We start from the raw sequence: 12,597 nt of genomic DNA, 5'->3' as shown, positions 1-12,597 counted from the left end.
CAGGACGTTGGCCGGAATCCATGAGATGCGGCGAAGAACCTCGCGCAGACCGCGTTCGCCAGGCGGTCGATGCGGCGACCTTGACGCACTTAATGTCCACTGTGGATCGCCATCTACCGAGGGTGATCAGCGGGAGCCGGGTCCCTGCCACGGGTGCTCACGCGACGAGCATCCGACGCGAATGCCGATTCACCCACGGGATCGCGTCGCGGGAGCGCGTCGATCCTCGATCCCCGAATGCCGTTGTGAGAGGAGCACTTCTGTGACCACCGCAGCCCAGGTGCGCGAGAGCGCGGGCACGTGGACGATCCCGTCGCTGATCCGCCGCAACGCCGAGGAGCACGGCGACGCCCCGGCCCTCACCGGCTCGGGACGTACGACGAGCTGGGCGGAACTGCGCGACGCCGTGGCCGCGGCCGCCCACGGCCTGCGGGCCGCCGGGCTGGGCCCCGGCGACCGCATGCTCATCGACGTCTCGGCCCGCCCGGAGCACTGGATCGCGGACTTCGCCGCCACGCACCTCGGCGCGCTGCCCTGCACGACCTACGCCACGCTCAGCACCGAGCAGATCCGGCACGTGGCCACCCACAGCGCCGCGACCGTCGTCGTGCTGGAGGGCGAGGCCCAGCTGCGCCGCTGGCGTCCCGTGCTCGACTCGCTGCCCGCACTGCGCGCGGTAGTGGTGCTCGACGGGGCCGTGGCCCCCGGGGGCGACGCGCGCTTCGTCGGCTACGACGACCTGATGCTCGGCGGTGCCGAACTGCACCGCGGCGACCGCGCGCAGCTCGAGCGCTGGACCGACGCCGTGCGGGCAGCCGACCCGGTGACGATGATCTACACCTCCGGCACCACCGGCGCACCCAAGGGCGTGGTGCTCAGCCACGCCAACGTGCTCTACCAGGCCGCCGCACAGGAACTGCTCAACCCGGTCGAGCCCAACCCGCGGCTGGTGGCCTACCTGCCGCTGGCCCACGTCGCCGAACGCGTGCTGGGCATGTACCTTCCCGTGTTCTCGGCCGCGCACGTCACCGTGTGTCCCGACCAGACCCAGCTGCTGCCCACGCTCAAAGCCGTGCGCCCGCACGGGTTCTTCGGTGTGCCGAGGGTGTGGGAGAAGATGGCGGCCGGCATCCAGGCCATTCTCGGCTCACTGCCGGAGGAGAACCGCGCGCCGATCGACAAGGCCCGCGACGTCGCCGCCCGCGTCTACGCGATCAAGGCCGACGGCAGCGAACCGCCCGCCGAACTCGCGTCGGCCTACGAGCAGGCAGACGCCGGAGTGCTGCGGCCGCTGCGTGAGCAGCTCGGCCTGGACCAGGCCACCCGCTTCGGCAGCGGCGCGGCGCCCATCCCGGCGTCGGTACTGGAGTTCTTCGGCAGCCTGGGCATCACGATCATGGAGGTGTGGGGCCTGTCAGAGACCACCGGCGCCGCCACCACCACGTTCGTCGACCGCTACCGGGCGGGCACGGTCGGCATGCCGGTGCCGGGCATGGAGCTGCGGCTGGCCGAGGACGGCGAGATCGAGGTGCGCGGGCCCCTGGTGTTCCCCGGCTATCTCGACGCCGACGGCAGGGTCGAGCCGGACACCGACGCGGGCGGCTGGCTCGCGACCGGCGACATCGGCACCATCGACGATGACGGCTTTCTGCGCATCACCGACCGCAAGAAAGAGCTGATCATCACCGCCAGCGGCAAGAACATCGCCCCGAGCAGGGCGGAAGGCCTGCTGCGCGCCCACCCGCTGATCGGCTACGCGGCGGTGATCGGCGACCGGCGGCCCTACCTCACCGCACTGCTCGCCCTCGACGACGAGGCCGCGCCCGCGTGGGCGAAGGCCCGCGGCCTCGAGACCACCGACCTCGGTGAACTCGCCGCGCACCCCGACGTGCGGGCCGAACTGGACGGCGCCGTCGAGGCCGCGAACGGCGAGCTGTCGCGGCCGGAACAGGTGAAGCGTTACTCGGTGCTCGCCGAGCCGTGGACGCCGGAGACCGGCGAGCTCACCCCGACGCTCAAGCTCAAACGCCGCGTGATCGCCGACCGCTATGCCACCGACATCGCCTCGCTCTACGACCAGGAAGGACAGCAGTGAGCAGCACCCTCACCCAGGATCAGCGGGACCTCGTCGAGGCCGTGGGCGACTTCTGCAGCCGGGAGCTGGCCGGCACGCCACAGCGTCCGCACGACGACGGCTTCTACCGCAAGCTGGCCGCGCTCGGGTGGCTCGGCATCGCGACCGCCGAGTCCGAGGGCGGCGCGGGCCGCGGCATGCGCGACCTCGTGCTGTTCCTCGAGACCACGGCCTACCACCGCGCGCCGATGGGCGGCTTCGCGACCTCGGTGATCACGGCGGCGACGTACGAGAAGTTCGGCAGCGACGAACAGCGGCGGCGCGTGCTCACCGACTTCCTCGACGGTGAGGTGCTCTCCATCTCGATGTCCGAGCCGGGCGCGGGCTCCGACGTCGGGGCGCTGACCTGCCGGGCGGAGCAGCGGGAGGGCGGCGGCTGGGTGGTCAACGGCCAGAAGACCTGGTGCTCCAACGCCCACATCGCCAAGCACATCCTGCTCGTGGCACGCACGTCCGGCGAGGGCGGCAAGCACGAGGGGCTGACGATGTTCTCCGTGCCCGCCGACGCCGAGGGGCTGACCGTCCGCGGCATCGACACGATGGGCGGCAAGGAGGTCAACGACCTGTTCTTCACCGACTGTGAACTCGGCGAGGACGCCGTGGTCGGCACCGAGGGCAAAGCATGGCCGCAGCTCATGACCGGCCTCAACACCGAGCGCATGATCCTCGCGGCGGTGATGCTCGGCACCGCGCGCAGGGCCTTCGACGACACCGTGGCCTACGTGCGCCAACGGGAGCAGTTCGGCCGCCCGGTCGGGTCGTTCCAGGCGCTGCGGCACCGGCTCGCCGATCACGCGACCGAACTGGAGTGCACGCGCCTGCTCGTGCACGACGTCGCCGAGCGCATCGACGCCGCCCCGGACACGCTGTTCGCCCGCGAGGCGTCGATGGCCAAGCTCAAGGCCACCGAGTTCGCCAAGGCGATGGCGCTGGACGGGATGCAGATGCTCGGCGGGTACGGCTACGCCACGGAGTACGGCATGGAGTCGCTCCTGCGCTCCACGGTGGTGTCGACGGTCTACGGCGGCACGAGCGAGATCCAACGAGACATCATCGGCAAGTCCTACGGCCTGTAACCCCACGCGAGTCCCCCGCACGGGCCCGCGAGTCCCCCGCCGGGGCGCGCGAGTCCCCCACTCAGGCCCGCGAGTCCCCCGCCGGGGTGCGCGAGTCCCCCGCCCAAGCACGCGAGTTGCCCCCTCAGGTCCGCGAGTCCGGCGCTCGCCCGTCGGCGCCGACAGCCCGGGTCCCGAGCGGGCACCTCGGCGCGGGAACGGGCAACTCGCGTGCCCGAGCGGGCAACTCGACGTCCCGGGCGGGGGACTCGCGGGTGGCAGGGCCGGGTGCCCGGATCGCGCCGGAATGGTCGGGCGTTTTCCCGGCATCGGCGGGAGCCGGTTTCGGACTTTTCGGGCGGAGGTTTCTCGTCGGCACCACGCGGCGACAACCGCACACACTCGAAAATCCGGCAATTCATTTCAGCATATTTGCAATCACCCTGAAAAGAATGGCGCCGGCTATGCCCCGAGAATCGAGAGCGGGTGGGCGTAGAGCTCGGTGAGCAATCCGGTACACGCCGCCATGGCCTGCACATCGGGACCGAACTTGGTCACCTCGACGAGGTCGGCGCCCGGCAGGGCGCTGGCGTCGGCGAAGGCGTTCAACAGCTCACCGAGGTAGGCCGGCGCGTCGGTGACGGCCTGCCCGCCCAGGACCACCAGGTCGGGGTTGACGACGTCGCGGACGAGGGCCACGGCCCGGCCCAGCGCCCTGGCGCGCTCGGCGAGGATGCGATCGGCCTCGGGGTCGCCGGACTCGGCGGCGGCCAGGAGCAGCCGGAAGTCCGGTTCGGCGATCACCCCGGCATGCACGGCCTGCTCCACTACCGCGCGCTCGGCGACGGTCGCCTCGAGGCAGCCGGTACGGCCGCACGAGCAGGGCACGGCGCCGCCGACGGGCAGGTGGGCGATGCTGCCGGACTGCCCCGGACCCCGGTGCAGGACGCCGTCCACGGCGATCGCGACACCGACCATCTCGCGTGCGTAGAAGTACAGCGAGCTCTGGGCGCGGCCCGCGGAGCCGAACAGCAGCTCGGCGCTGGCCATCGCGGGCACGTGCCCGTCGAGGTGCACGGGAAGTCCGGTGGCGCGCTCCAGCACCGCGCGGGCGGGCACGCCGTTCCAGCCAAGCGGGCCGTGGTGCAGCAGGCCGTGCTCGGCGTCGACCTGGCCACCAATGGCGAGGCCCACGCCGATGATCGTGCGCTCCGGCCAGCCCTGCAGGAACGCGCCGACCTCGTCGGCGATCTTGGCGAGCACGTCCTCGGGGTCGCCCGAGGGAGTCGCGATGCGCTCACTGCCGAGCAGACCGCCGCGCAGGTTGGTGAGGCCGTAGGTGGTGGTGGTGATGCCGATGTGCACGCCGCAGGCGGCGATGACGTCGTCGTTGAGGTCCACCGGAACCGTGGGCCTGCCGACCTCGCGCGTGGGCGGCAGACCGGAGACCTCGCGCAGGAGTTCCAGCTCCGCGAGCGCGCTCACCTGGCGGCTCACGGTCGGCATGCTCAGGCCCGTCCGCCGTGCGATCGCCGCACGCGAGAGCGGACCGTCGGTCCTGATCGCACCCAGCACCGCCGCCGCGTTGGACTCCCGGACCCCACCCGCTCCCGGGACGTCGCGGACGGCCGCAGGCAACCTCTTCGCCACACCCAACCTCGCTTTCTTCTGGGATGAAATCAATATGCCAGGCGCCGTGCTGTCAAACCGTTCCGATACCCGGGACACGAGGCGTACTTATTTTCATGGGGTTACAAAAAGCGATTCAGTGGCGTTCCTTTCAAATGGTGAGAAATGGTGGACCAGCCCTTGGGCGTCTGCCACGATCGGGGACATGGGAGGGCATCCGACCGTGCTTGTTGAACGTCGGCACATCGATCTGTTGTGGGTTTGTTCGGCTTTGTGCCGCGCTTTCTGACACCCATCCCGCCCTCGCCGCGGCCCTGAGCGCGCGGCTTCCTTCGATCCTGAGGTCAGCATGCAAACACTCCTGCTGTTCGGACTCGCCGGTTTTCTCGCGCAACTCGTCGACGGGTCGCTCGGGATGGCGTTCGGCGTGACGGCGACCACGACGCTCATCGCCGTGGGCACCGTGCCCGCGGTGGCCTCGGCCGCGGTCCACCTCGCCGAGGTCGGCACGTCACTGGCCTCCGGCATCTCCCACTGGAAGTTCCGCAACATCGACTGGCGCACGGTGGGCATTCTCGCGCTGCCGGGCGCGATCGGCGCGGTGCTCGGCGCGTACGTGCTGACCTCGCTGTCCACCGAGGGGGCCACGCTCTGGATCACCACGATCCTGCTCGTGCTCGGCCTGTACGTGCTCATCCGGTTCGCGTTCCTCAAGCTCGGCAAGCTGATCACCTCGAAACGTCCCGGCGCGCGCATGCTCGCGCCGCTCGGCCTGGTGGCCGGCTTCGTCGACGCCAGCGGTGGCGGCGGCTGGGGCCCGGTCGCCACCACGACCCTCCTCTCCTCCGGCAGGCTCGAACCGCGCAAGGTGGTCGGTTCGGTCGACACCTCCGAGTTCATCGTGGCACTGGCCGCCAGCATCGGCTTCCTCTTCGCGCTGTCGGAGGAGGACGAGCTGAACTACACCGTGGTCGCCGGGCTGATGATCGGTGGCATCCTGGCCGCCCCGCTGGCCGCGTGGCTGGTCCGCAAAATGCCGCCTCGCATTCTCGGCGCGGCGGCCGGTGGGCTCATCGTGTTCACCAACAGCAGGACACTGCTCAGCGAGTTCGACGCGGACACCACGCTCAGCACGGTCGTGCTCACCGCCGTCGGCGTGCTGTGGGCCATCGGCCTCACGGCGGCGATCCGCTCGATCCGCGAGGAGCGGCGCATTAACGCGCTCGCCGGGGAGACCGACCCCGACTCCGAGCACCAGACCACCACCTGAGCCGGAGCCGACGGGCCCTGCCGCCACAGCGGTGGGGCCCGTCGGCGTCTGCCGTGTCAGCCGCGCTGCTCGTACACGCCGAACTCGTCGAACAGCGCCTCGTCCTGCAACAGGGTGTCGCGCACCTCGTGACCCAGCACCTGGGCGACACCCGCCACGAGCGCCTGCACCAGCGCGGTGAACGCCGTCACCGACCGCAGCACCGACGGGCCGGCCGCGTCGACGAAGAACGCCTGCTCCACCAGCGGTACCAACGGTGACGACGCGTTGTCCGTCAGCGCCACGCACCGGGCGCCGCGCTTGCTGGCCCACTCCGTGGCACGGACCGTGTCGGCGCTGTAGCGGTGAATCGAGATCGCCACGAACGCGTCGCCCTCGCGCACCCGGCGCAGACTGTCGGCCAGCGACCCGGCCTCCCCGGTGATCGTCTCGGCCTCCTCCCGCACCATGCGCAGGAGGTAGCCGAGCAGGTACGCCGGGGCGTGGCACTTGCGCAGGCCCAGCACGTGGATGCGCGGCGCCTCGGCGAGCAGGCGCACCGTCGCGTCCCAGCTCCCCCCGTCCAGCCGCGCGAACGTCCTCGCGATGTTGGCGGCGTCCAGCTCGGCGGCGTGGCGGGGCAGCCCGCCCTCGGCGTCGCCGGCCCGCTGCTCGAGGCTGTCGAACCGGCGGAGCAGCTGCGCCTGCTCGCGCAGCCGCTCCCGGCACACCCGCTTGAGCTCGGGAAAGCCCTTGAACCCCGCCGCCGTGGCGAAGCGCACCACGGTCGCCTCGTTCACGCCCACGGCCGACGCGAGGTCGGACACGGTCATGAACGCGACGCCCTCCGGATCCGCCAGCACTCGCTCGGCGAGCAGCCGGTGCGAGCGCGACAGCTCCGGCAGGGTGCGGTGCAACCGTCCGGCGAGGTCGTCGAACGTCGCGGGAGCCTCAGTCGTCATACCTTCATTCTGCCGTCACCGCGCATCACCCGGTCAGACCCGCGCTCGACGGCGGCGATGATCTCCGGGCGCAGGTCCTGCGGCCGGATCACGGCGTCGACGGAGCCGACCTCGACGGCTCGCCGGATGCTGTGCACGCCGTCGAACTCTGTGGCCACCTCGCCCAGCTTCTCGGCCCGCACCGAGGCCCGGACGTCGGCGAGCTGGGCGCTGCGCACGGCCCGCTCCCCTCCGCTCGCCTCGGCGACGCGTGCCTCGAGCTCCCGCACGCGCTCGTCGCCCGCCGTCCGCGTGTTGACGTCGCCCGCGAACACGACCGCCGCCGCGGGCGCGCCACCGATCACCGACGCGAACGACCCGTCCACGGCCAGCACGGTCATCGCCGGGTTGAGCGCCTTGGAGAACACCACGAACGCGCCACCGTGGTAGCGCGAGATCACGCAGAACACGATGGGACCGGAGAAGTTCACGATCGCGCGCCCGATCTCGGCGCCGTACTCCAGCTGGAGCTTGCGCATGGACTCGGGAGAACCGTCGAACCCGGACAGGTTCGCCAGCACCACGAGCGGCCGGTTGCCGCTCGCCGCGTTGATCGCACGCGCCGCCTTCTTGGACGAGCGCGGGAACAGGGTGCCCGCGGTGTAGGTGTCGGGGCCGTCGGTGGGCGGGAAGCCGCGGCGCGGCACCGACCTCGACTCGATCCCCAGCAGGCACACCGGATAACCGCCCAGGTGCACGTCCTGCACCACCGCGGTCTCGGCGTCGGCCATCCCGGCCCAGCGCTCCAGGACGGGGTGGTCCTGGTCGGCGACCGCGCGCATCACGGTCCGGATGTCGAACGCCTTCTTGCGGTCGGGGTTGAACTCGGGCGAGAAGATCTGGCCCACGGTGGTGAAGTCGCTGTCCACCACGTTGTGCGGGAAGTCCGACACGTCCCGGTCGTGCGGGTCGGTGCTCGGCGCCCGGCGCGGGGCGCTCTCCCCCGGCGCGACGTAGGTGTGGTCGTAGTGCGACATCAGCACGTCCCGCGCACCGGCGAGATCGGCAGCCCAGTACTGCGCCTGACCGTTGGGGCCCATCACGCGGTCGTAGCCGCCGATGCCGTAGTTGTCCTCGGCCGACACTCCGCCGGAGAAGTCCAGCGACTGCTTGCCGGTCAGCACCATCGCGGAGTCCGGTGTCATCACCAGGATTCCCTTGGTGTGCATGAGCATCGTGGCCTCGGCGTTCCAGTACGGCTGGGCGCCGACGTTGATACCCGCCACCACGACGTTGATCTCGCCGCCGTCCTGGGTGAAGTGGACGATGCGCTTGAGCGCCGCCGCCACCCAGTCCATGTTCTCGGTGCCGGAGTTCATCGCGATGCGCGCACCGGCCGAGATGGCGAACCACTCGACCGGCACCCGCAGCCGCTCGGCGAGGTCCAGTGCGGCGATCACCCGCGCGCATTCCGGTTCGGACAGTGCGCCCAGCGCCTTGGTCGGGTCACCCAGCAGCACCACGCGCGTGACGCCCTCGGGGTGGCGCGGCGTCGGCGTGGTGATCACGCCCGCGACGATGCCGGCCTTGTTCTGTCCCTTGGGCCGGTCCACTTCTGCGAGCACGCCGGTGTCGTCGAGGTCGTACTCGGTGAACTCCCCGTCGCGACCGGCGAGCATCCCGGTGAGCTCGTACGGGTAGACGGTGTCGCGGCGCCGCGCGCGCAGCACCTTCTGGCCGTAGTCGTCGAGCGGCGCGATGAGCTCCGTGGGCGGCTCGTCCACGCTCACGCGCACGCCGGAGCCGACGTGGTAGGAGATCCGCACCGCGATGTCGGCGAGCTCACCGGTCTCGGCGTCGCGCTGGCGGCCGAGGAGAAGCACCTCCTCCAGGCCCGCGCCCGCGGTGGTGGGCAGCACGCGGCGGGCGATGGCCTTGAGCTCGTCCATCGTCAGCTCGCTCGGCGGCCACACGTAGAGCAGGACGCGGTTGGTGTCGAAGCGCTTCTTCGCCGGACGCCGCGCCTGCACCTTCCTGATCGCGTCGAGGCAGGCGTCGAGCGTGCCCTCGACCGCGGGCAGGGCGAGGACCCGGCCCTCGGAGTCCCGCAGCGGCGTCAGGTCCCGCACCTGGGCCATCGCGACGAGGCGCTCGTCCGACTGGTTCTGCGGGGCGACGCACCGGAACAGGTACACCTCCTCGTCCGCCGACGGCAGCCGGGTGAGGTCGAAGTTCTGCCAGCGCGTGAGCTGCAGCCGCTGTGCGATGAGCGGGTGCAGTCCGCGGATGAGGCGTTCCTCGGTGAGGCCCTCCGCCGACGGCCGGAACGTGAAGTGGTGGTGCATCGCCGCTCCGCCACTGCCCGCGGCGCTCACCGTGATGCGCCGCACCTGCCCGGGCAGCGGCACCGAGGCGAGCACCTCGCGCAGCCGCGCCGACATCGCGTCGACGTCGGAGGGCTGCTCCGCCCACGTGAGGTAGATGTCGGCCACGAGCGACGCGGGCGACGTGCCCTCGCCCGCCACCTCGCCCACGGCCTGCAGCGCGTCGGTCAGCTCCGCGAAGTCGGTGGCGGTGGCCACCAGCCGCAGCCTGCTGTCGTCGAGGTCGAACTCGGCGGTGACGCACGACCGGCCCGCAGCCGTGACGCTGCGGACGTTCTCGAGCCTGCGGCTGTGGTAGTACCGGCGGCTCAGCACCTCCAGCAACGGGCCCTGGTCCGCGCCCGGCCTGCCGATGCGCTGAGCGAGCACGCGCACCAGCGGTTCGGGGCTCGCCACCATCTCGGCGATGCGCTCCTCGCGGTCGGGCGCGCCCGGGTGCTCGTCGAGGTGGCTCAGGTGCTTGCGCACGCCCGCGTAGATCTGCGCGCGGTTGCGGCGCAGCATCGGCTGGGCGAACCAGCGGAACACCAGGCTGCGCGCCAGGTCGCCGACCACGGGGAACCGCAGCTGCGTGGCGACGATGAGGTGTTCCAGCGCCTGGCCGACGGCCTCGCGCACGGCCGGGCCCGGCGCGGGCTCGGTGAGCCACTGCTGCAGCAGAGTCGTCACCACCACCACGTCGGACGCGGAGCGCTGCTGCGCCAGGAAGATCCGGAAGACGGCGTCCTCCAGCTCCGGGGTGCGCTCCAGTTCGGTGACGCCGTAGTAGGCGAGCACACGCGAGAGCCGGGTGCGGAACGTGTCCGACAGTCCGGCCCGTTCCGCATCGAGGCTCTGCAGGTAGGTGTGGAAGAACTCGCGTGCGCTGTGCACGCGAGTGTCGGTGCGCTCCTCCTCGCCGGCGGGGCGGTTGCGGGTGAGCTCGGAGAGGTCGGCGAAGACGCGGAGCAGCTCCACCTCGCCCCCGACCGGACGCTCGGCGAGCTCGGCCCTGGCGGCGAGGTAGTCCGTCAGCACACGGCCCTTGTCGTGCGGGTCGGCGTCGTAGCCGAGCAGCAGGCTGCGCAGATCGGCCAGGCCGTGGCGCACACGGTCCTGGGCCGTGACGCCAGCGGGCTCGAGCGGCAGTTCCAGGTCGGCTCCGGGCGCGGCCTCGGCGCTGTCCTCGGCGTCGTCGTCGGCGAGCGGCTCCAGGCGCAGCAGCGGCGCGCCGGTCTCCACCTGGCTGCCGACGGAGACGGGGCGTTCCTTGAGCGTCGCGCGGAACGGCGCGCGCAGCACCGTCTCCATCTTCATGCTCTCCAGCACGAGCACCGGCGCACCGGCCTCGACCTCGGCGCCGACCTCGACGGGCGTGGCCACCACGAGCGCGGGCGCGGGCGAGCGCACGACGCCGCCCTCGTCGCGGCTGATGCGGTGAGTGACGCCGTCGACCTCGACGAGGTGGATCGGGCCGTGGGTGCCGGTGACGAACCGGAACCGCCGTCCGTTGACCGCGACCTGGCCTGAGCGCGGGTCGAACCGGTCGATCTCGACGTCGACGGGACGGGCCTCGGCTCCGTCGTCGACGGACACCCGGAAACGCCGGGGACCGGTGCGCGCCACGGTGACGCGGTAGCCCGCGCCGCGCAGCTTGAGGTCGATCGGGCGGCCGCTCTCGTGCTGGACCTGCGGCCTGCCGCCGTACGCGGTGGACAGCAGGCGCTGCAGCTCGGTGCGCTCCTCCTCCTCGTATGCCTCGATCGCGGCGGTGGCCAGCGCGACGCCGGAGTGGCGCGACAACACGAGGCGGCCCTCGCCGCGCACGCGGTCGATCCAGCCGGTGTCGGCGCTGGCGTCGATCACCTCGGGCTGGTCGAGCAGGTCGAGCAGGAAGCTCTTGTTGGTGGCGCCGCCCTCGATGAGCACGGTGGTCTCGGCGACCGCGCGGCGGAGCCTGGCCAGCGCCTCGTCCCGGTCGCGGCCGTAGGCGATGATCTTGGCGATCATGGAGTCGAAGTCGGCGGGGATCGTGTCGCCCTCGCTGACGCCGGTGTCGACCCGGATACCGGGGCCCGCGGGCAGGCCGAGCAGCGCGATGCGGCCGGGGGCGGGCGCGAAGTCGCGGTCGGGGTCCTCGGCATTGAGGCGGGCCTCCACGGCGTGGCCGAGCTCGCGCGGGATCTCGCCGGTCAGCGCGCCACCGGAGGCGACGTGCAGCTGCGCCTTCACCAGGTCCATGCCGGTGGTGGCCTCGGTGATGGGGTGCTCCACCTGCAGGCGGGTGTTCACCTCGAGGAAGGCGAACAGCTTCTGCCCGGGGTGGTACAGGAACTCGACGGTGGCCGCGCCGCGGTAGCCGACCGCGACGGCGAGCCGCTCGGCCGAGGCCTTGAGCTCGCGGGTCTGCTCCTCGCTCAGCAGCGGCGAGGCCGACTCCTCGATGACCTTCTGGTTGCGGCGCTGCACCGAGCAGTCGCGCACGCCGAGCGCCCACGCCGTGCCCTGACCGTCGGCGATCACCTGCACCTCGACGTGGCGGGCGCCGGTGACCAGGCGCTCCAGGAACACGACGCCGCTGCCGAACGCGCGGGCTGCCTCCTGGCTGGTGCGCTCGTAGGCGTCGGCCAGCTCGTCGTCGGAGGTGACGACGCGGATGCCCCGCCCGCCACCGCCCGCGGTCGCCTTGAGCATCAGCGGGTAGCCGATCTCCTTGGCCGCCAGCAGCGCGGCGTCGAGGCTCTCGACCGCTCCCCTGCTCCACGGCGCCACCGGGACGCCGACCTCCTCGGCGATGAGCTTCGCGCCGATCTTGTCGCCGAGCTTGCGCATGGCCTCGGCGTCGGGGCCGATGAACGTGACACCGAGCCGGGCGCACAGCTCCGCGAAGGCCGGGTCCTCGGCCACGAAGCCCCAGCCGACCCACGCGGCGTCGGCTCCGCTCTCGACCAGCGCGCGCTCGAGCACGGCGAGGTCGAGGTACGGACGCTCGGACGCGGGGCCCAGCAGGTAGGCGTGGTCGGCCTCCCGCACGAAGGTGGCGGTGCGGTCGGCATCGGTGTAGAAGGCGACGGTCTCCCGGCGCGGCCCGCCCTCCGCGTTGAGCTCACGGACGGCGTGGATCAGCCGCATCGCGGCCTCTCCCCGGTTGACGATGGCGATGCGACTGAACAAAACCGGCAAACCTCACAACCTACGAGCATCACGAAAGGCGACGGCCGGTTCG

At 71.8% G+C, this 12,597-nt stretch carries 6 protein-coding genes; 3 read left to right on the top strand and 3 right to left on the bottom strand.

Translation table 11 applies throughout. The features are described 5' to 3' along the window. The first annotated feature begins 262 nt into the window (after nt 1-262). Both JHE00_RS00400 and JHE00_RS00395 read left to right on the top strand, forming a co-directional pair. A complete protein-coding gene (locus JHE00_RS00400; protein WP_307831755.1) occupies nt 263-2,095 on the top strand; it encodes an AMP-dependent synthetase/ligase in 1,833 nt (610 codons plus the stop codon). Beyond that, nucleotides 2,092-3,210 carry an acyl-CoA dehydrogenase family protein gene (locus JHE00_RS00395; protein ID WP_200313569.1) on the top strand — a complete coding sequence of 373 codons (1,119 nt, stop codon included), beginning with the start codon at nt 2,092-2,094 and terminating at the stop codon, nt 3,208-3,210. The genes JHE00_RS00400 and JHE00_RS00395 overlap by 4 nt, the downstream gene beginning before the upstream one ends. Before the next feature lie 441 nt (nt 3,211-3,651). On the opposite strand, the gene JHE00_RS00390 is transcribed toward JHE00_RS00395, so the two are convergent. After that, a complete protein-coding gene (locus JHE00_RS00390) occupies nt 3,652-4,839 on the bottom strand; it encodes an ROK family transcriptional regulator (protein WP_200313567.1) in 1,188 nt (395 codons plus the stop codon). A gap of 328 nt (nt 4,840-5,167) precedes the next feature. Between JHE00_RS00390 and JHE00_RS00385 the strand changes: the two genes are divergently transcribed. Then, nucleotides 5,168-6,088: a sulfite exporter TauE/SafE family protein gene (locus JHE00_RS00385; protein WP_200313565.1), complete on the top strand. Its 921-nt coding sequence runs from the start codon at nt 5,168-5,170 to the stop codon at nt 6,086-6,088. Between the two features lie 56 nt (nt 6,089-6,144). Here JHE00_RS00385 and JHE00_RS00380 read toward each other — a convergent pair whose 3' ends face one another. Both JHE00_RS00380 and JHE00_RS00375 read right to left on the bottom strand, forming a co-directional pair. Next, complete coding sequence (locus tag JHE00_RS00380) at nt 6,145-7,029, bottom strand: MurR/RpiR family transcriptional regulator (protein ID WP_200313563.1); 885 nt, start codon at nt 7,027-7,029, stop codon at nt 6,145-6,147. After that, nucleotides 7,026-12,545: an ATP-binding protein gene (locus JHE00_RS00375; protein ID WP_200315693.1), complete on the bottom strand. Its 5,520-nt coding sequence runs from the start codon at nt 12,543-12,545 to the stop codon at nt 7,026-7,028. Before JHE00_RS00375 ends, JHE00_RS00380 begins: the two co-directional genes overlap by 4 nt. Between the last annotated feature and the right edge of the window lie 52 nt (nt 12,546-12,597).

Source organism: Prauserella cavernicola (genome assembly GCF_016595675.1).
Taxonomy (GTDB): domain Bacteria; phylum Actinomycetota; class Actinomycetes; order Mycobacteriales; family Pseudonocardiaceae; genus Prauserella_A; species Prauserella_A cavernicola.
This window is presented reverse-complemented; position numbering and strand designations above follow the sequence as displayed.